Source organism: Saccharothrix syringae (genome assembly GCF_009498035.1).
In the GTDB taxonomy this organism is placed as follows: domain Bacteria; phylum Actinomycetota; class Actinomycetes; order Mycobacteriales; family Pseudonocardiaceae; genus Actinosynnema; species Actinosynnema syringae.
Genome location: NZ_CP034550.1, coordinates 6,873,585 through 6,895,274, shown reverse-complemented (window position 1 = coordinate 6,895,274; position 21,690 = coordinate 6,873,585). Strand labels below are relative to the sequence as shown.

The following is a 21,690-nucleotide window of genomic DNA, read 5'->3' as shown; positions in this document are numbered from 1 at the left end:
GACGAACGGCGTTCGCAACGTACGCTGTTCGTGACGAACACCGTTCATCCAGCGTCGCGATCCGCGATCACCGGGAGGGACCCCGTGAGTTCGATCGTCGTCTTCGGCGCCAACGGCGCCACCGGCCGCGCCCTCGTCGAAGAGGCGCTGCGCGCCGGGCACACCGTCACCGCGGCGGTCCGCGACCCGGCGGCCTTCCCCCGGCCGGCGGCCGACCCCGCCCGGCTCTCGGTGGTCCGGGCCGACGTGCGGGACCTCGACGGCGTCCGCGCCGCCGTCCGCGGCCACGACGCCGTCGTCTCGGCCGTCGGCCCGGCCGGGGCCAGGGCCGACGGGCTGTACTCCGCGGCCGCGCGGGCGTTCGTCGCGGCGATGGGGGAGCACGGGGTCGACCGCCTGGTCGCGCTGTCGTCCAGCGGTGTCCGGCTCGACGACCCGGACCACCCGCTGTGGTACCGGGTCGTCGCCCGCACCCTGCTGAAGGACCTCTACCAGGACATGCGCCGGATGGAGCGGATCGTCCGGGACAGCCCGCTGGACTGGACGTTCGTCCGCTCCACCCGCATCGTCGACGGGCCGCCGACGGGCACCTGCCGCGTCGTCGACTCGGCGAACCCGGCCAACGGCCGCCGCGTCAACCGCGCCGACCTGGCCCGGTTCGTCGTCGGCGCGGTCACCGACCCCCGGTGGTCGCGGCGCCACCCGACGCCGGCCCGGTGAACGCCGGCCCGCACCGGGTCACGGGGTCCGCGGCCGCGCCGGGTCGACCCGGGCCAACGCCGCCGGCACGGTCAACCGCCAACCGCTCTCGTACGCCGCGGTGAAGCGCTCGTCGCCGAGCGCGGCCCGACCGCGGCCGCTCAGCGCGCCGACCCGCGGATCGGTGCGGTCGTGGGCGCCGCGCAGGCGGGCCGCCGCACCGAGGAGGACGGCCACGTCCGGGTAACTCCCGCGCAGCGCGGCGAGCCCGGCCACGGCCACCGCGACCGTCGCCACGATCGGCAGGTCCGAGCTGTCGACCGCGGCCGCGTACGCGCGGCCCAGGGCCTCCGCCGCGCCGGGGCCGTCACCGAGTTCGAGGCAGAGCGCGCTGCGCACCGCGCTGATCAGCGCGCGCCCGTGGTCGCCGCCGAACGGCAGCCGCTCGGACAGCCCGGCCTCGACCACGCCGACCAGCTCGCGCGCCCGCTCCAGCTCACCGGTCCGCACCAGCACGTCGGCCTCCCACGCGTCGAGCAGGATCGCCATGTCCGGGGACGCCGAGCGCAGCGCCCGCTCCCGGGCCGAGGCGATCACCCCGGCCGCCCGCGCGGTCTCGCCCAGCCGCAGGTGCAGGTCGATCCGGCGCAGGTCGATGAAGACCTCGTCGCCGAGGCTGAGCGACCCGAACTCGCGGGCCAGCCGCTTGGCCTCGGCCAGGTCGGCCACCGCGCCGTCGAGGTCGCCGCCGTACTGCCGCAGCAGGGCGCGCAGCGGGAGGGTCGCGGCCACGCCCCACCGGTCGCCCGCCCGGGTGAAGCAGTCCAGGGCGGCGGTCACGTCGCCGCGGACCAGGTCGAGCCGGCCCTCGTTCTCGGCGGCCTGGGCCCGCAGCAGGCGGGCGAGGCCGGCCGACCACGCGTCCGGGCCGTCGACCAGCCGCCGGACGACCGCCCGCGACGCCCCGGTGTCCTCCAGGACGGCCAGCCCGAGCGCGATCGGCGCGCCGGCGGAACCCGGCCGGGCCGACAGCCGGTCGGTGAGCGCCCGCACCTCCTCGGCGACCGGCACGTCCCCGGTGGCGATGGTGTTGAGCAGCAGCGCCCCTTCGGCGAGGTCGCGCGTCGCCCCGTCGCCGGGCGACGCCACCACCTGGCCGAGCCAGTGGACCGCGTCGCGCTCCCGGCCGAGCAGGTGCCAGTACCAGGTCAGGTCCACCGCGAGCCCGGTCGCCCGGTCGGCGTCGCCGCCGTCCAGGAGGTGGCGCAGGGCGGCGAGCACGTTGTCGTACTCGGCGCCCAGCACGTGGAGCGCGTCGAGCTGCGCCGGGCCGCGCAGCAGCGGGTCGCACCGGGCCACCAGGTCGGCGAAGTAACGGGCGGCCAGGTCCCGCACCCCGGCCAGGGCACCCTGCTCGGCCAGCCTCTCCAGCCCGTACTCGCGGATCGTCTCCAGCACCCGGTACCGACCGGTGTCCGGCACGAGCTGCACCAACGACCGGTCGACCAGGGCCGCCAGCAGGTCCCGCACCTCGTCGTCGGCCAGCCCGGTACCCGCGCAGACCGCGGCCGCCGAGGCCGGCGTGACCCCGCCGGGCAGGACCGAAACGCGTTCCGCGACCGTGCGCGCGTCCGGGTCGAGCAGGTCCCAGCTCCACGCGATCACCGCGCGCAACGTGCGGTGCCTGGGCGGGGCGGTCCGGCTGCCGGTGCCGAGCAGCCGGAAGCGGTCGGCCAGCCCGGCGGCCAGGTCGGCGAGCGAGAGCGTGCGCAGGCGGGCGGCGGCCAGTTCGAGGGCGAGCGGCATGCCGTCCAGGCCGCGGACGACGCGCAGCACCGGGTCCAGGTCGCGCTCGTCGACGGTGAACCCGGGCCGCACGGCCGCCGCCCGCTCGGCGAACAGGCGCACCGACGCCGCGCGGCGGGCGTGATCGAGGTCCGCGCCCGGCCCGGGCAGGGCGAGCGGGCCCAGCGGGACCAGCGCCTCACCGTCGATCGCCAACGGCTCCCGGCTGGTGGCCAGCACCCGCAGCCCGGCGCAGCGGGGCAGCAGGGTCGAGAGCAGGTGCGCCACGGCGTCGACCAGGTGCTCGCAGTTGTCGATCACGAGCAGGCCCTCCAGGCCGGCCAGCCGGTCGACCAGCACGTCCAGCTCGCCGACCGGGTCGCCGCGCAGCCTGGCCGCGGCCTCGAACAGCGCCGAGCCGCGCAGCCCGATCGCGGCCAGCAGCGCCGCGCCCACCTCCGCGGGTTCGGTGACCGGGGCCAGGTCGAGCAGCCGGGCGCCGTCGCGGTAGCCGTGCCGCAGGCGGTGGGCGGCCTCGACGGCGAGGCGCGTCTTGCCGGCGCCGCCGGGGCCCAGGACGGTGACCAGGCGACCGGTGGTGAGCAGGGCGCTGATGCGGGCGAGGTCGTCGTCACGGCCGATGAAGCTGGTCAGCGGGGTGGGGAGGGCGCCGGGGCCGGTTGGTGGGCTGGTTCGTGGGGTGGGGCCGGGCGGCTCGGTCGGCGGGGTGGGCCCGGTGCGCAGCAGGCGCAGGTGACGCCCGCGCAGCGCCTCGCCGGGATCGGTGCCGAGGACGTCGGCCAGGGTTTCGCGGACCCGCTCGTACAGGCGCAGGGCATCGGCCTGGCGCCCCTGGGCGGCAAGCGCGTCCATGAGCAGCGAGGCGGCGCGCTCGTGCACGGGGTGCTCGGCGAGCAGGGCGGTCAGGCGGGCGGCGGCCGCGTCGGCGCGGCCCAGTGCCAGCTCGGCGTCGGCGAGGTCGGCGACGGCCTCGACCGAGACGTGGGCCAGCCGGGTCGCGACGGCGGGCGCCACCGCGGCGACGGCCGTGGGCTCGGCACCGGGGCCGTCGCCCCACAGGGCCGCGGCCTCGTCGAGCGCGGCCGCCGCGGCACCCGGGTCGCCCGCGCGCAGCCGGTCCCGGCCGGCACCGGCCAACCGCTCGAACCGCAGCGCGTCCACGTCGGCGGCGTCCACGGCCAGCCGGTAGCCCCCCGGGAGTCGTGCGACGTCGTCCGCCGCGCCGAGGGTGCGGCGCAACCGCGAGACGAGGGCCTGGAGGGCGTGGGCGGGGGCGGCCGGCGGGTCCTCCGGCCAGATCGCGTCGATCAGGACGCCCGGCTCGACCGGGCGTCCGCCCGCGAGCGCCAGGCGGGTGAGGAGGTTCTGCGACCGGGTGCCGGGGACGGGCAGGGCGGTGTCACCGCGGGACACCCGGAAGGTGCCCAGCAGCGTGACGCGAAGCCGCGCACCCCCGTCCACCCCCTGATTTTCGCGCACGCGCCGGCGAGGCACGGCAACGGCCTCCCCGAGGCGCCTGCCGGGCAGGCGTCAGCGCTGTGCGTGCCCACGCGGCGCCGTCTCCGCCCACGTCCGCACCCGCGTCAGCGCCACGTGCGCCCGGTGTGAGCGGCCCGCCCCAACCTGGCACCACAACCGCCGAAAAGGAGTTCCCGTGCACGATGTGGTGATCGCCGGCGCCGGCCCGGTCGGCCTGTTCCTCGCCTGCGAGCTGGGCCTCGCGGGCTGCTCCGTCCTGGTGCTCGAACGGGACCCGGACCCCCGCTCCCCCTGGAAGACCCACCCGCTCGGCATGCGCGGCCTGTCCGCCACCTCCGTCGCCGCGTTCCACCGCCGCGGCCTGCTGCGACCGCTGCTGACCGCCTCGGGTCTGCCCGACGCACCCGACGCACCCGACGCACCCGACTCGGACGAGCCGTCACCCCCTCGGAGCGTGAGCCACTTCGCGGGCATGGTGCTCGACCCCTCCAACGTCGCCGCTTCACCCTTCCGGCTCCCCGGCCCGGCGGCGGAGGGCGTGATGACCGACCTCGAAGCGGTCGAGTCGGTGCTGTCCGCGCGGGCGGCCGACGTGGGCGTGGAGATCAGGCGGGGCCTCGCGGTCTCCGCCGTCGAGCAGGACGACGAGGGCGTGGTCCTGCGGGCGGGCGGGCACGAGCACGCGGCGCGCTGGGCCGTCGGCTGCGACGGCGGGCGCAGCGTGGTGCGCCGGCTCGCGGGCTTCGACTTCGCCGGCACCGAACCGCAGTTCACCGGCTACGTCGTGCTCGCCGCCATCGCCGATCCCGAAGAGCTGCGCCCCGGCTTCACCCTGACGCCGACGGGCATGTACCTCCGGACGCCCGCGGAGGGGTACGTCGGCGTGCTGGACTTCGACGGCGGCGCGTTCGACCGGTCGCGGCCACCGACCCGGGACCACCTCCAGGCGGTGCTGCGCCGGGTGTCCGGCACCGAGGTGACCCTCGGCGAAGTCCGGCACGCCTCCAGCTTCACCGACCGGGCGATGCAGGCGACGACCTACCGGCGGGGGCGCGTGCTGCTCGCCGGCGACGCCGCGCACGTCCACTCGCCCCTCGGCGCGCAGGGGCTCAACCTCGGCATCGGCGACGCCGTGAACCTCGGGTGGAAGCTCGCGGCGACCGTGCGCGGCGACGCACCGGACGGGCTCCTCGACACCTACACCGGCGAACGCCACCCGGTCGGCGCCCGGGTGCTCGACTGGACGCGCGCGCAGACGGCGGTCATGAAACCCGATGCGCACGCCCGGGCGATCCAGGCGGTGGTCCGCGACCTGCTCGGGACCCGCGACGGGACGATCTACGTGTTCGAGCGGACGTCGGGGGCGCGGACCCGCCACGACCTCGGCGACGAGCACCCGCTGGTCGGCCGCGACGCACCGGACTTCCGCCTGGCGGACGGCACCCGCCTCGGTGACCTGATGCCCGACGGACGGGGCGTCGTGCTCGACTTCGGCGCCGACCACCGCCTGCGCGGCGCGGCGGCGCGCTGGGGGAGCCGCGTGCGGTACGCGGCCGGGGCGGCGCGGAACGACCTCGGGCTGGGTGCGGTGCTCGTCCGACCGGACGGCGTCGTCGCCTGGGCCGGCGACCGCGACCCGGACCGCGCGGCGTTCGAGCGGGCCGCCACCCGCTGGTTCGGCGTGCACCCGTCTTCTCCGGTCCCCGTGTAAGAGCCGTGAAAGGTCCGTGCATCGTCGTCTTGCTGCACTTCGCCCGGCAATTGCCTCGGAGGGGTGGAGGACGAGATGACGTGGCGAAGAAAGCCACTCGCGCTGGTCATGGCGCTGCTGGGGGTCGCGCTCGTGGTGACCGCGGCCCAGGACGACCCGGAGCCCGCGCCGGTCGCGGCCCCGCGCATCAGCGAGTCGGCCGACCAGGCCGTGGCCGTGGCGGCGGCGCGGCGGCAGGGCGAACCCGTGGTCGTGACGTCGCTGGGGACGCCGACGCGGAAGGTGTCCGCGCAGCCGGACGGCACCATGCTGGCCGAGCTGAGCGCGCGGCCGACGCAGGTCAGGCGGGGCGACTCGTGGGCACCGGTCGACCCGGTGCTCGCGGCGAACCCGGACCGCACGGTCAGCCCCAGGGCGGTCGTGACCGGCACGACCCTGTCCGGCGGCGGCACCGGCCCGCTGCTCAGGTACGGCCCGATCACGCTGACCTGGCCCGACGCCCTGCCGGTGCCGTCGCTGGACGGCCCCACCGCGACCTACCGCGACGTCCTGCCCGGCGTGGACCTGGAGCTGACCGCCGCCGCCGACGGCGTCACCCAGCACCTGGTCGTCAAGACCCCCGAGGCCGCGAGGAACCCGGCGCTGGCCCGGATCAGGATGGACCTCCACGCCGACGGCGTGACCGTCACCGCCGAGGACGGAGCCCTCCGGGCCACCGACCCCGACGGGAAGGTCCGCTACGGCACCCCGCCCGCCACCATGTGGGACGCGACCGAGGGCCGGACCGCGCCCGTCGGCCTGGAGCTCGACGGCACGTCCCTGACCCTGGTGCCCGATCAGGGGCTGCTGACCGACCCGGGCACGGCGTTCCCGGTCACCATCGACCCGGACTGGCGCACGTTCGACATCGCCGGCTGGGCCAAGGTGTTCTCCGGCAAGCCGGACAGCAGGCACTGGTGGGGCGGCGGCGACGTCGACTCGTACGCCAAGGTGGGCCGCTGCTCGGGCCTGACCGGCTGCACCGGCGGCAACGACATCGGCGCCACGCGGTCGTTCTGGGAGTTCGACACGAGCTTCCTGAACGGCAAGCGCGTCATCGGCATCTCGCTCAACGCGACCATCCTCTACAGCCCGCGCTGCGCCGACGCCCAGCACGAGCTGTGGATCGCCAACTCCACCTTCGACGCCAACCTCACCTGGAACAACCAGCCCGGCGGCACCCGGGTGGGCAGCGCGAACGCCCAACCCGCCTACACCGGGTGCGCGGGCAACAAGGGCATCGGCTGGAACCTCGGCGGCTACTACAACCCGTCCGGGTGGTCGGCGTACTTCATCCGGGCCGCCAACGAGAGCAGCGGCTACACCGACGGCTGGCGCAAGTACGACGGGGGCGCGACGCGCATCGTCGCGCAGTACAACACCAGGCCGGACCCGGCCACCGACCTCACCACCGAGCCGAGGGGCGTGGTGTGCAAGTGGTGCGCGGGCAAGGCGTACCTGACCGGTGACACCGTCCGGCTCAAGGGCAGGATCACCGACGGGGACGGCTCGGACCAGCTCACCGCGAACTGGTCCGTCAAGGGCGGCTCCCAGGTCGAGGACCGCAGGGGGCCGCAGCTCCAGCAGGGCAACACCTACAGCACCACCTACGACCTGACCTCGCACAACGGCCAGGAGGTCACCTGGTCGCTGCGCGGTGACGACGGCTGGGACACCGGCGACGCCCGCGGTGGACCGGGGTTCGTCGTCGACCGCGACCCGCCGACCGCCCCGCCGGCCGTGACCGCGGGCCTCTACCAGGACGACAACAGGTGGCACGGCGGTGTCGGCGTGCCCGGCGCGTTCACCTTCGAGGCCGCCGGGGTCGCCGACGTCGACCACTACGTGTACCGGTGGGACGAGCAGAAGAGCGAGGCGGTGGACGCCGACGCGCTGGGCGGCGGGGCGACCGTGACCACGACCCCGCCGGGTGACGGACCGCGCGCCCTGCACGTGCAGAGCGTCGACCGGGCCGGGAACACCAGCCCGGAAACCCTGCTGCACGTGCACGTGCGGCCGGGCAGCGGCGCGGTGGCGCAGTACTCGTTCGAGGGCAACGCGAAGGACACCGCCTTCCTCGGCGACCGCGACGGCACCACCACCGGCGGCAGCAGCTACAGCCCCGGTGCCGTGGGTTCCGCGATCACGCTCGACGGCACCGGCGGGTACGTGACCGCGCCCAACGCGGTGCGGACCGACGGCAGCTTCACCGTGTCCGCGTGGGCCAGGATCACCCGGGCCGAGGGCGCGCAGGCGGTCGTGAGCCAGGACGGCACCACCTTCGCCGGGTTCGACCTGTGGTACCGGGCCGAGAACGGCGGCCGCTGGGTGTTCGCCATGGCCGACCCGGACGCCGTGCAGGGCGCGGCCGACCTGGTGTGGTCGTCGACGAACGCGCAGCTCAACACGTGGACCCAGGTGACCGGCGTGTACGACGCGCCGGCCGGGCAGCTCCGCCTGTACGTCAACGGCGTGCTGTCCGGCAGCGTCGCCAAGGTCAACGCGCCGCCGGAGAACGCGGCCGGGCCCGTCCGCATCGGGCGGACGATGTGGGACTCCCGCCCCGACGTGGACCACCTCCAGGGCTCGGTCGACGAGGTGAAGATCTACGACAGGGCCCTCAACGACGCGGACATCCGGGCCGCGGTCAGCCGCGACAACGTGCAGCTGGGCTACTGGAAGTTCGACGAGACCTCCGGCACCACCGCCGGCAACGCGGTGCCCGGCGGGAGCATGGGCGTGCTGCAGGGCGGCGCGCACTTCGTGCCCGACGGCGCCGTGGACGGCGCGCTGCGGCTGGACGAGGACGCCGACCACCTGCGGACCGACGGCCCGGTGGTGCGCACCGACCAGAGCTACTCGGTCGCCCTGTGGGCGAAGTTGGACCGCACCGGGGGCGCGAACTCGCTGGCCACGGCCGTGGCGCAGTTCGGCGAGGTCAACAGCGGCATGCTGATGGGCTACCGGGCCAACCCCGCGGGCGACCGGTGGGAGTTCTACGCGTTCGGGTCGGACGAGGCCGTCCACCCCGGTGACGCGGCGGTGAGCAGCGGCGTGCCCGCGAAGGTGGGGGAGTGGACGCACCTGGTGGCCGTGTACGACGCGCCCGCCAAGCAGATGCGGCTCTACGTCAACGGCGTGCTCGCCGGGACCGCGGTGAAGAACGCCGCGTTCAACGCGACCGGGCCGATGGTGCTGGGCCGCAACAAGGACGGCGGCGCGACCGGCAACCCGTGGCACGGCTCGCTCGACGAGCTGCGCGCCTACAGCCGGGTGCTGTCCGACGAGGAGATCCGCGGCATCGTCGGCGGTGACGCGGTGGCCAAGGGCCTGTGGAAGCTGGACGGCGACACCGCCGACTCGTCGCCCAACGGCCTGGACGCGACCATGGTCAACGGCGGCGTCTACACCGCGGGCCAGTCGGGCATGCCCGACTCCGCCGACCTGGCCGCCCGGCTGGACGGCACCGGTCGGCAGTGGGTCGACGCGCCGCACACCGTGGACACCGACCGCAGCTTCTCGGTGGCCGCCTGGGCACGCGTGGACAAGCTCGGCGGCCTGCCCGCCGTGGTGTCCCAGGACGGCGACCGGATCAGCGCGTTCAAGCTCCGCGCGTCCGACGACGGGCACTGGTCGTTCGTGATGTTCGCCGGCGACGACCCGACCGCGGCCCGGGACGAGGTCCTCGCCGGGACCGTGCAGGTGGGGCAGTGGACGCACCTGGTCGCGGTCTACGACGCGGGCGCGCGGCAGATCCAGCTCTACGTCAACGGCGTGCTCGCCGGGTCCACCGCGCACGCGCGGTCGTGGAACGCGACGGGCGGGCTGAAGATCGGCCGGGCCAAGTGGAACGGCGCGCCGGTGGAGTACTTCACCGGCGCCGTCGACGACGTGGCCGGCTACTCCCGGACGCTGTTCGCCTCGGAGATCCAGGCCATGGCCGGCCGGGACCTGTCGCTGGTGCACGGCTACCGGTTCGACGAGTCCTCCGGCCGCAACGCCGCCGACTCGGTCGGCTCCCGGGGCGGCACGCTCAACGGCGACGCCGGGTTCGTCCCCGGTCGGGTCGGCAACGCCGCGACCTTCCACGGCGGCACCGACTCGGTGACCACCACCGGCCTGGACGTGCGGACCGACCAGGCGTTCACGGTGTCGGCGTGGGTGCGGCTGCCGGACAAGGCGTGCGACTTCCAGGCCAACCCCGGTGGCTGCAAGATGGACGCGGTCAGCGTGGACGGCGCGAGCGCCAGCAAGTTCAAGCTGGGGCACGTGCGGGAGCCCAACCACCCGTTCGGGGTGTGGAGCTTCGAGATGCCGGAGTCGGACACGGCCGCCGCACCCGTCACGCAGGCGGCGGTGTCGGTGCTGCCGTCCGACCTGGACCGGTGGACCCACCTGGTCGGCGTGCACGACCCGGCGACCAGGAAGATCTGGCTCTACGTCAACGGGACGCGCGTCGGTGACGGCACGCTGAACTCGCCGTGGCGGCCGCCCGCGGGCGCGGGCCTGGTGGTCGGCCGCGGCGAGGTGGCCGGCCGGGCCGCCGAGCAGTGGGTCGGCGACGTCGACGACGTCCGGGTCTACACCGGCCTGCTGGACAAGACCCGGGTGTCCGCGCTGTTCCACTCCTACCCGGCGGAGACGGCACCGGCGACGCTGCCGACCGCCGACGCGGCCGGCTGGGGGTTCGACGAGGGCACCGGGACGGTCGGCGGGGACACCAGCGGCCGGGGCATGACCGCCAACCTCAAGGGCGGCGTGACCTGGATCGGCGGCCGCGGCGGCGCCCACGGCCTGCGGCTGGACGGCACCTCGGGCTACGCCGAGACCGACGGCCCGGTCGTGGACACCGCGCGGAGCTTCACCGCGGCCGCGTGGGTGTACCTGGACAACGCGGGCACCGCCAACCAGGCGGTGATCGGGCAGGACGGCACCCGGCTCAGCACGTTCTCCCTGGGGTACAACGGCGCCGCGCGCAAGTGGGCGGTGATCGTGCCCACCAGGGACGTCGACGACCCCGGTCAGGACGTGGTGATCCTGAACTCGACCGAGTCGGTGAACCCGGGCGAGTGGACGCACCTGGCGATGTCCTACGACGCGGGCCTGCACCAGCTCCGGCTCTACGTCAACGGCCTGCTCTCGGCCGCCCAGGTCGGGGTGGCGGTCCTGCCCGCACCCGGGCCGATGTCGATCGGCCGGGCCAGGTGGAACGGCGGCAACGCGTCGTACTTCGGCCTGGCCGTCGACGAGGTCCGCGTCTACGGCAAGGCGCTGTCCGACGGCGAGGTGCGCAAGGTCCACGACGACGTCCCGGACGGGGACTGGGGCTACTACCGGTTCGACGGGGGCAACGCCGAGGACTCCTCCTGGCGGAAGAACGACGCCGTCGTCGCCGGGGGCGTCACCTACGGGCCCGGCGTGACCGGGCGGGCCGCGGTGCTCGACGGCACCGGCTCGCTGACCAACCCGGCGCACGTCCCCCTGCACGACAGCTTCAGCGTGTCCGCCTGGGCCCGGCTGCGCGCCACCGACCAGCCGGCCACCGTGGTCAGCCAGGACGGCGACCGCAACTCCGGGTACGTCCTGCAGTACCGGCCGGAGCCGGGCAGGTGGGTGTTCGGGGCGCACACCGCGGACTCCGACGGCGCACCGCTGGTCTACGCCGCCGACGTGGTGGCGCCCAGGGTGGGCGAGTGGACCCACCTGGCCGGTGTCTACGACTACCCGGCGCGGCAGTTGCGGCTCTACGTCGACGGTCGGCTGGTCGCCTCGCGCGACGAGGCCGTCCTGTGGCCCGCGACGGGCGGGCAGGTGGTCGGCCGGGCCAAGGCCGGCGGGCAGGCCGCCGGGTTCTTCCGGGGCGACCTGGACGAGGTGCACGTGGCGGAAGGCGTCCTGCGCGACGCCGCGATCGCGGAGCGGGCCGCGTGGCCGGCGCCGCCGGCGGGCCAGCTCGGCCGGTTCGTCAACGGCGCGGGCGACCACTACACCGGCCCGACCGACCGGGTCCGCCCCGGCTACCACTTCGAGGGCACCCTGGGCCGCGCGGCCGCCGCGGGGCCGAACACCCGCGCGCTGTACGCGTGCGCGTCCGGCACCGACGCGTTCACCTCGACCGACGCGGCCTGCGAGGGGCAGACCGCGCTGGGCGGGATCGGCCTGGTCTACACCGCACGGCCGACCAACGTCCCGACCGTCGCGATCCACCGCTGCAAGGCGGGCGGCGACCGGTTCGAGTCGCGGTCCGACACGTGCGAGGGCGGCACGTCCGAGGGCCTGCTGGGCTACTCGGTCGGCTACGCCCCGCTGGCCCGCTACGTCCTGCCCGGCTACGACGACCTCTCCACCGTCGACACCGCGCCGGTGGCCTCGGTGTTCGCCGAGGTGCAGGGCGTGCTGGCAATGGCCGAGCTGCCCGACACCACGTCGTTGATGCTCTGCCGCGACGGGAACGACTCCTTCGCGTCCACCGACCCGGCCTGCGAGGGCAAGGCCGTCGTGGGCTCGCAGGGCCGGATCTGGACGGTCGCGCCAGCCGGGCCCAGCAGGCCGCTCTACCGGTGCCGGGGCACGGACAGCTTCGTCACCGCGGACCCCTCCTGCGCCGGCCGCCCGGTGGACCGGCAGCTGGGTTACGCGCTCGTCGACGCCCCCGCCGAAGCGGCGGTGTTCGGACCATGACCGGAGGAACCTTGCGCACCGGCAGCAGACGCCTCGCCGTCCTGTTCTCGTTCGTCCTGGCCACCTCGGTGGTGACCACCGCGGTTCCCCCGTTCGCGTGGGCGGGCGAACCCTCGGTCCCGCTGCCCGACACCCCGTCGGCGAAGGTGACCGAGCAGAGGATGGACACCTCGCGCGGCCCCGACGAGGCCACCGGCAACGAGCTGCACGGCAACCAGCCGCCGGGCGGCGGCGGCGTGGACGGCGGCGGCACCAGCCGGGCCACCCCGCTGTCCCCGTCGGCCAAGTGGGACGTCTCCGGCCAGACCGGCGACTTCACCTGGTCCTACCCGCTGCGCGTCCCGCCCGTCCCGGGCGGGTTCGCGCCCACCCTCGCGCTGTCCTACGCGTCGTCCGCGGTGGACGGCCGGACGAGCGCGACGAACAACCAGGCGTCGTGGATCGGCGACGGCTGGGACCTGTCCGTCGGCTACATCGAGCGCTCCTACATCCCGTGCGCCAACGACACCGCGGACGGCACCACCCCGCCCAAGGGCGTCGGTGACCTGTGCTGGCGCAGCGACAACGCGACCTCGTCGTACGGCGGGTCGGGCGGCGACCTGGTCCTGGACCCGGAGCAGGGCTGGCACCCGCGCTCGGACGACGGCGCGCGGGTGGAGCGGATCGGCAAGCCGGGCGACGCCGGCGAGTCGTGGAAGATCACCACGGTCGACGGGACGCAGTACTCCTTCGGCTCCCGCGGCGACGCCAACTCCACGTGGAAGCTGCCCGTCTTCGGCGACGACGCCGGCGAACCGTGCCACCAGGGGACGTTCGAGGCGTCGCAGTGCGCGATGCCGTGGCGGTGGAACCTGGACAAGGTCGTCGACCGCAACGGCAACCAGATCCTCTACGACTACGACGCCGAGACCAACTCCTACGGCATGAACAGCAAGGACGCCGCGGTCGCCTACACCAGGGGCGGCACGCTCAAGTCCGCGCGGTACGGCCTGAACACCGCCAACGCCGAACCGGCCGCGGCCAGGGTCGACTTCGTCACCGCCGACCGGTGCGTGCCGGGCAGCGACTGCACGCCGGACAAGAAGGACAACTGGCCGGACGTGCCGTGGGGCGACAAGTGCGACACGCCGACCTGCCCGGACCGGCACGGCCCGTCGTTCTGGTCGACCAGGCGGCTGGACCGGGTGGTCACCGCCGTCCGCGACGGCTCCGGCTACCGGCCGGTCGAGCAGTGGCAGCTCGACCAGCAGTTCCCGGTCAGCGGTGACGGCGAGAAGCCCGCGCTGTGGCTCAAGGGCATCGGGCACACCGGCCTGGCCGGCGGGTCGCCGGTCGAGCTGCCGCCGGTGCGGTTCGAGGGCACCAAGCTGCCCAACCGGGTGGAGAACGCCGACGGCATCGGCCCGCTGCTGCGCTACCGGGTCAGCGGGATCGAGTCGGAGTCCGGCGGCCTGGTCCAGATCACCTACGCCAAGCCGGACTGCGCCGCCGGGCGGCAACTGCCCGCGCCGGAGAGCAACACCCTGCGGTGCTACCCGGTGAAGTGGGCGAAGAAGGACTTCGCCGAGCGGACCGACCACTTCCACAAGTACGTGGTCGAGAAGATCACCGAGTCCGACCGGATCGCGGCCAACCCCGTGCAGGAGACCAGGTACGCCTACCCGGACGGGGCCGCCTGGGCGTGGGACGACTCGGAGTTCACCAAGGACGACCACCGCGACTACAACGTGTTCCACGGGTTCAAGCGGGTGCAGGTCCGCAAGGGCGTGCCCGAGGACCCGTCCGGCCCGGTGACCATGACCGAGGAGCGCTACTACCAGGGCATGAACGGCGACCGCCTGCCCGGCGGAACCCGGTCGGCGCAGGTCGTCGACTCCGAGCAGGGGGCCCGCGCCGACGACCGCTGGTTGCAGGGCCTGAAGTTCGAGACCACCGTGTTCGACGGCGACTCCACCAGGGTGGTGTCCAAGGTGATCGGCACGCCGTCGGTCCAGGGGCCCACCGCGACCCGCGGCAGCCTCCGGGCCTACCTGGTCAGACCCGGTCCGCAGACCGACTACCAGGCCCTGTCCGCCGGCGGCTGGCGCACCAGCAGGACCGAGCCGACCTACAACGCCCACGGCCTGCCGACCAGGAACAACGACCTGGGCGACACCACCACCGCGGCCGACGACAGGTGCACGACGACCACCTACGCCGAGAACACCGCGGCGTGGCTGCTCAACCTCCCGTCCCTGGTCACGACGGTGGCCAAGGCGTGCACGGCCACCCCGAAGCTCCCGGACGACGCGGTGTCGGCCACCAGGAGCTTCTACGACGGCGCCACCGGCGCGGCCACCGCGCCGGTCCGCGGCAACGTCACCCGCCTGGAGGACCTGGACCGGTGGACCGGCCAGGACCCGGTGACCACGCTGAAGACCACCAGCGGGTACGACGCCTACGGCCGGGTGACCTCGACGAAGGACGCCAGGAACAACGAGACCCGGACGGCGTACGCGCCGGAGGTCGGCGGCCCGGTGACCGGGACGGTGGTCACCAACGCCGCCGACCAGGCGACCACCACCGCCCTGGACACCGCCTTCGGCCAACCGGTGCTGGTCAAGGACGCGAACAACAACGTCACCGAGACCACCTACGACGCCCTGGGCCGCACCACCGAGGTCTGGCTGCCCAACCGGCCGAGGAAGTCGAACCCGCACGGCAACCGGTACTTCTCCTACGCCTACCGCCGGGACCAGCCGACCGTGGTGACCACCACGTCCGTCGGCCCGAACGGCAACTACACGACGAGCAAGGAGATCTACGACGGCCTGCTGCGGCTGCGGCAGAAGCAGACACCGGCACCCAACGGCGGCCGGCTGATCGCGGACACCGCGTACGACTCGCAGGGTCGCCGGTCCCGGACGACCAACCCGTACTTCAACGACGCCCCGGTCGACGACCGGATCTGGATCGCCGGTGACGCCGAGGTCGCCAGCCAGACCGTCAGCACCTACGACGGCGCCGGCCGGCAGCGGGCGGAGGTCGTCAAGGGCGGTGTGCGGGAGCTGTGGCGGGTCACCGCCGACTACGACGGCGACCGGGTGACCGTCACCCCGCCGGCCGGGAGCAACGCCGGGACGTCGATTTACGACGCCCGCGGGCGGCTGGTAGAGCTGCGGCAGTACCACGGGACCCGGCCGCAGGGCGCCTACGACACCACCACGTACGCGTACACGCCCGACGACCGGCTGGCGCGGATCGTCGACCCGGCCGGGCAGGTGTGGAAGCGGACGTACGACCTGCACGGCCGCAAGGTCGTGGACGAGGACCCGGACAAGGGCGTCATGACCCTGGCCTACGACGAGGTCGGCAACCTGGCGAGCCGCGAGGACGCCCGGGGCACCGTGCTGGTCTTCGGCTACGACAGCCTCAACCGGAAGACCTCCGAACGCCTCGACTCGCCGACCGGCCCGCTCCGGGCGGAGTGGACCTACGACACCGCCGCGCTGGGCAAGGGCCTGCCCGCCACGTCCACCCGGTACGCCGACGGCGCGGCCTACCGCGACGCGGTCGAGGCGTACGACCCGCTCGGCGGGATCGCCGGGTCCACGGTCACCGTCCCGGCCACCGCGCGGGAACCCGGCCTGGCCGGTTCGTACACCACGTACGTCGGGTACAAGGCGGACGGTTCCGTGGCCGGGCGCAGCTTCGCCGGGGCGGCCGGCCTGGCGGCGGAGTCGGTGTCCTACACCTACGACGACCTCGGCCACCCGCTGACCATGACCGGCGGCGACGGCGGCACGGTCGACTACGTGTCCGGCGCCGAGTACACCCGGTACGGCGAGATCGCCCGGACCACCCTGGGCGACCGGGGCAAGCGGGTGTGGCTGTCCCACTACTACGACCCCGACACCCGCAGGCTCCAGCGGTCGATCGTGGACGCCGAGGTGCCGAGCCCGATGCGGTCCGACGTCAACTACACCTACGACCCGTCCGGGAACGTCACCTCGGTCTCGGACCGGGCACCGGGCCAGGCCGACACCCAGTGCTTCCGCCACGACCACCTCCAGCGGCTCACCGAGGCGTGGACGCCCGCGTCGGCCGCGTGCGGGGACGACCCGGACGTGGCCGGGCTGGGCGGGGTCGCGCCGTACTGGCTGTCGTTCACCTACGACGTGAGCGGCAACCGGCTGACCCGGACCCAGCACGCCCCCGGCGGGGACACCGTCCAGACCTCCACCTACCCGGCGGCCGGGCAGCCGCGTGCGCACGCCGTGAACGCGGTCGCCACCAGGGGGCCGGGCGTGGACGTGTCCGGCCCGGTGACCTACGACGCGGCCGGCAACGTCAAGGCGAAGCCGGGTGAGGTGCTGGACTGGGACGCCGAGGGGCACCTGGCCAGGGTCACCCGGGGCGGCGACGTCACCGAGTTCGCCTACGACGCGGACGGCGAGCGGCTGCTGCGCCGCGACCCGACCGGCACCACGCTGTACCTGGACGGCCAGGAGCTGCGGGTCGCCAAGGCGACCGGCGCGAAGTCGGCCACCCGGTACTACCAGTTCGGCGACCAGACCGTGGCGCTGCGCGACGCGGCCGGCCTGACCTGGCTGGCGGGCGACCACCAGGGCACCGCGCAGCTCGCGGTGGGCAGCACCGACCTCCAGGTCACCCGCAGGCGGCAGACGCCGTTCGGCGAGGCCCGGGGCACGGCACCGGTCTTCCCCGGCGGGCGCGGCTTCGTGGGCGGGACGGACGACCCGTCCACCGGGCTGGTGCACCTCGGCGCCCGCGAGTACGACCCGGCGCTGGGCCGGTTCCTGTCGGTGGACCCGCTGCTGACCAAGAACGACCCGCAGACGATGAACGGGTACACCTACGCGGACAACAACCCGCTCACCTACGCCGACCCGTCCGGGCGCAGCCTCTGGGGACGGGTGTTCGGGGCCATCTCCACCTTCGCGAGCATCGGCGCGCTGATCCCGGGACCGATCGGGATGGCGTTCTGCGCGGTGGCCGTGGTCAGCTCGGTCGCCGACGCCGTCCTGTCGGTCAAGGACGGCCACTACGCGACGGCCGTGCTCGACGGGGTCTCGGCCATCACCGGCATCTACGGCAAGGCGCTCGGCATCGCGGTCAAGGGCGTGGACAAGGCCCTGAAGTCCGCGTCGATCGTCGACGAGTCGGCGGCGGCCACGAGCAAGGTGGTGGAGGGCGTCGCCAAGGGCGCCGACGGCGCCGGCCTGGGCACGGCCACGGCCGCGTGGATGACCTTCGAGAACCACTACCCCGAGCAGCGGCAGGTGGAGCAGGAGGAGCAGCGCGAGGAGTGGGAGAAGCAGCAGGCGGAGCTGGAGGCGGCACCGGCCACCGACATGGGCTGCTACGCCGCCGGCAACCGGTCGCAGACCATCGGCTGCGACTCGCCGGACGCGGTCCGGCCGCTGGGCGCCTCGTACTGCAAGTCCGGCCTCGCGGTCCCGTCCGACTGCATCTTCAGCCGCAAGGAGCGGATCGACCAGCACAAGATGCCCGGCCGGACGAACCTCGGCCCGCAGTCCAGGAAGAGCTCCGGGTCCGGCCGGTCGAACCCGGGTGACGACTACCGCTGGGGCAGCGAGAACTCCAAGAGGTCCGGGTTCTACGAGACCGACGACGGGATGGTGCACCGCAACAGCGGGGGTGGGAGGGCCATGTTCTGATCCGTCGTCCCGACCCTCCCGCGAACCGACCGGCCCGGCAGCCCCCTGCCGGGCCGGTCGCCGTGGAAATGCTTTTTCTCCCGCATTACCGGACCTTGAACAATCGAATTGATCGGGCGGAAATTCGCGAAGTGTTGTTAGAGTGCCGGGGAGGTCGATCGGGGACCGCGACGGGTGGGGGCGCCGTCCGGGCGGTCGGGCTGGGGGCGTTGTGCTGCGATTCCGCGTGCTCGGGGACATCCAGGTCGTCGTGGACGGCGTGCCGGTGGCGATCGCGCACCGCCAGCAGCTCGGCGTGCTCGCCACGCTGCTCGTCGACGTCAACACCGCCGTGCCGCTCGACGTCCTGGCCGACCGCGTGTGGGGCGAGCACCCGCCCCGCCGACCGCGCCAGGCCCTCTACACCTACCTGTCCCGGCTGCGCACCTCGCTCGACGGGGTCGCGGGCGTCGCCATCACCCGGGGGCCGCGCGGTTACGCCCTGGAGACCGACCCCGACACCGTCGACCTGCACCGCTTCCGCCGCCTGGTCGGGCAGGCCGGCGGTACCGACGACACCGCGGCGAGGTGCGCGGTCCTCACCGAGGCGCTGTCGCTGTGGACGGGACCCGCGTTCGCCGGCGTGGACAGCCCGTGGTTCGTAGGGACGCGCGCCGTGCTGGACAACGAGCACCTGGCGGCGCGCCTGGACCGGTACGACGCGAGCCTGGCCCTCGGCGGGCACGACGCCCTGCTGCCCGCCCTGTCGGTCGCGGCCGACGAGCACCCGCTCGACGAGCGCGTGGCGGGCCAACTGCTGCTCGCGCTGGTCCGCGGCGGGCGCAGGCACGAGGCGCTGCACCGCTACGAGGCCCTGCGCGCGGCGCTGGCCGAGGAGCTGGGCGTCGACCCCGGTCCCGCGCTGCGCGAGCTGCACCAGCGGATCCTCACCGCGGACCCGGCCCTCGCCGCACCGGAACCGGCACCCGCCGCGCCCGCGACCCCGGTGCCCCGGCAGCTGCCCGCCGCACCGGCGTCGTTCACCGGCCGGGACCGCGAACTCGCCGAACTCGTCGACGCGCACGCCGGCGCGGGCGTGCTCACCGCGATCAGCGGCCCCGGCGGGATCGGCAAGACGTGGCTGGCACTGCACTGGTCGCACCGGTTCGCCGACCGGTTCCCCGACGGCCAGCTGTTCGTGAACCTGCGCGGGTTCGACCCGGGCGGGCAGCCTGCCCCGCCGGAGGCCGTGCTCCGGGGGTTCCTCGAAGCCCTGGGCGTGGCGCCGCACGCCGTGCCGACCGGCCTGGACACCCTCACCGCGCGGTACCGCAGCCTGCTGGCGGACAAGCGGGTGCTGGTCGTGCTGGACAACGCCCGCGACACCGAGCAGGTCGTCCCGCTGCTGCCCGGCACCGCCGCGGCGACGGTCCTGGTCACCAGCAGGGACCGGCTGACCGGCCTGGTCGGCGCCCACAGCGCGCACGCGCTGCTGCTGGACGTGCTCTCCCCGGCGGCGGCCCGCGCCCTGCTGGCCCACCGCCTCGGCGACGCGCGGCTGACCGCCGAACCCGACGCGGTGCGCGACCTGATCGCCCGCTGCGCCGGGCTGCCCGTCGCGCTGGGCATCGTCGCCGCGCGCGCCACCGTGCACCCGGACCTCCCGCTGGCCACGTGGGCCGACGAGCTGCGCGACGAGGCCGAGCGGCTCGACGCCCTGGACGACGGCGACCCGCACGCCAGCCTGTCCGCGGTGCTGTCCTGGTCCACCGCCGCCCTGGACCGGCCGCACGCCGAGGCGTTCGGCCTGCTCGGCGCGGCACCCGGCCCGGACATCGGCGTGGCCGCGGCGGCCGCGCTGTGCGGCCTGACCAGGCCCCGCGCCGCCGCCGTGCTGCGGGTGCTCGAACGCGTGTCCTTGGCGCAGCAGCACTCCGCCGGCCGCTACCGCATGCACGACCTCGTCAGGCTCTACGCGGGCGCCAGGCCCGAGCCCGGGGAGCGCGCGGCCGCCCTGCGCAGGCTGGTCGACTTCTACCTGCACACCGCGGTCACCGCCGACCGCTTCCTGGAACCGCACCGGCGACCGCTCGACACCGCCCCGACCGTGCCGGAGCACCCGTACCCGGTGGCCGACAACGCGGCCGCGATGACGTGGTTCGCCGCCGAGCACGCCTGCGTGGCGGCCGCCCAGCAGACCGCCGCCGACCACGGCTGGGACACCGCCGCGTGGCAGCTCGCCTGGGCGGTGAACACGTTCCACATCCGCACCGGCAGGCACCACGACCTGCTGGCCCTGTGGCAGCACGGCGCGGCGGCCGCCGACCGGGTCGGCGACAGCGCGACGCGGGCGCTGGTCCACCGCTACGTGGGCAACGCCCACGGGACCGTCGGCGACTTCGCCACGTGCTCGCGGCACCTGGTCGAGGCGCTGGCCGTGGTCGAGCGGGCCGGGGACGAGGCGGGCCGGGCGCTCATCCACCGCGACCTCGCGATCGTCAGCGAACAGCTGGGGGACTTCCCGGCGGCGCTGGAGCACGCCACCCGCACGATGGACATCGTCGAGCGGCTGGACAACCCCACCTGGCAGGCGGACGCGCACAACACGGTCGGCTGGTACCTGGCCCGGCTGGGGCGCTACGCCGAGGCGCACGAGCACTGCGAGATCGCCCTGAGCCAGTGCCGGCTGCACCGGGACCGCAACGGCGAGGGCAACACCCTGGACACCCTCGGCTACGTCTCGCACCAGCGGGGGCACCACGCCGACGGGATCCGGTACTACGAGGCGTCCGCGGCGCTGTGGCGGGAACTCGGCTACACCCACGAGCTCGTGGTCAGCCTGGACGGGTGCGGCCAGGTCCACGCCGACCTGGGCAACGCCGACGAGGCCCGCTCCCTGTGGGGCGAGGCGCTGGAGCTGTGCGTGGCGCAGCGCCGCGACACCGAGGCGGACGGACTGCGACAGCGGCTGCTGGCCCTGTGAGCGGACCGGGATGGCGCTGTTCGGCGATCGGTCCACCGGGTGGAGGGGCGAATCCACCCGGACCCCACCCCCGGGTGGACGCCCGGCCCGTGGTCGCGGACCTAGCTTTTCCCCCATGACCTGGATCGATTGGTTGGTGGACGTCGCCCTCATCGGCGTGGTGGTGCTGCAGTTGGTCGGCAGGCGGTTGACGGCGCGCGGGTTGCTGGTGCCGGTGGTGCTCGTCTCCTGGGCGGGCGCGCACTACCTGGACGGCATCCCCACGGCGGGCAACGACCTGGTGCTGATCGCCCTCGCGGTCGCGCTCGGCGCGGGTCTCGGCGTCGGGGCCGGGGTGCTGACGCGGGTGTCCCGGCGGGACGACGGCGCGGTGTTCGCGCGGGCCACCGCGTGGGCGGCGGTGCTGTGGGTGCTGGGCATGGGCATCCGGCTGGTGTTCCAGTTCTACGCCACCCACGGCGGCGCGGTGGCGGTCGCCCGGTTCAGCGCGGACCACCTGCTCGACGCCCGGGCGTGGGTGACGGCGCTGGTGCTCATGGCGTTCGCGGAGGTGTTCGGGCGCACCGCCGTGGTGTGGCTGCGCGGGCAGGGAGTGCGTCGCGCGGTGCGCGCCGGTGCCGCGTGAGCGGGCA

The 21,690-nt window shown here is 74.7% G+C and carries 7 protein-coding genes; 6 read left to right on the top strand and 1 reads right to left on the bottom strand.

The annotated features are described in order from the left end of the window. The first annotated feature begins 84 nt into the window (after positions 1–84). Positions 85–720 (top strand): NAD(P)-dependent oxidoreductase, encoded by a 636-nt coding sequence (locus EKG83_RS29265; protein WP_033433786.1) that lies wholly within the window; start codon positions 85–87, stop codon positions 718–720. 18 nt (positions 721–738) lie between these two features. Here EKG83_RS29265 and EKG83_RS29260 read toward each other — a convergent pair whose 3' ends face one another. Beyond that, positions 739–3,966 carry an AfsR/SARP family transcriptional regulator gene (locus EKG83_RS29260; RefSeq protein WP_033433787.1) on the bottom strand — a complete coding sequence of 1,076 codons (3,228 nt, stop codon included), beginning with the start codon at positions 3,964–3,966 and terminating at the stop codon, positions 739–741. A 193-nt stretch (positions 3,967–4,159) separates the two neighbouring features. Between EKG83_RS29260 and EKG83_RS29255 the strand changes: the two genes are divergently transcribed. The 5 genes from EKG83_RS29255 to EKG83_RS29235 all read left to right on the top strand — a co-directional run bounded on the left by EKG83_RS29255 (position 4,160) and on the right by EKG83_RS29235 (position 21,683). Beyond that, on the top strand, positions 4,160–5,695 hold the full coding sequence (locus tag EKG83_RS29255; protein WP_033433788.1) for an FAD-dependent monooxygenase: 1,536 nt from the start codon (positions 4,160–4,162) through the stop codon (positions 5,693–5,695). Between the two features lie 75 nt (positions 5,696–5,770). After that, on the top strand, positions 5,771–12,415 hold the full coding sequence (locus EKG83_RS29250) for a LamG domain-containing protein (RefSeq protein WP_033433860.1): 6,645 nt from the start codon (positions 5,771–5,773) through the stop codon (positions 12,413–12,415). Beyond that, positions 12,412–18,096, top strand: coding sequence for an RHS repeat-associated core domain-containing protein (locus EKG83_RS29245; protein WP_153278524.1), 5,685 nt, complete (start codon positions 12,412–12,414; stop codon positions 18,094–18,096). Before EKG83_RS29250 ends, EKG83_RS29245 begins: the two co-directional genes overlap by 4 nt. Before the next feature lie 211 nt (positions 18,097–18,307). Then, the gene (locus tag EKG83_RS49185) at positions 18,308–21,058 is read left to right on the top strand and encodes an AfsR/SARP family transcriptional regulator (RefSeq protein WP_033433789.1); all 2,751 of its coding nucleotides are present in this window, start codon (positions 18,308–18,310) and stop codon (positions 21,056–21,058) included. A gap of 115 nt (positions 21,059–21,173) precedes the next feature. Beyond that, entirely contained in the window at positions 21,174–21,683 is a 510-nt protein-coding gene (locus tag EKG83_RS29235; RefSeq protein ID WP_033433790.1) for a DUF1453 family protein, read from the top strand. The last annotated feature ends 7 nt before the right edge of the window (positions 21,684–21,690 follow it).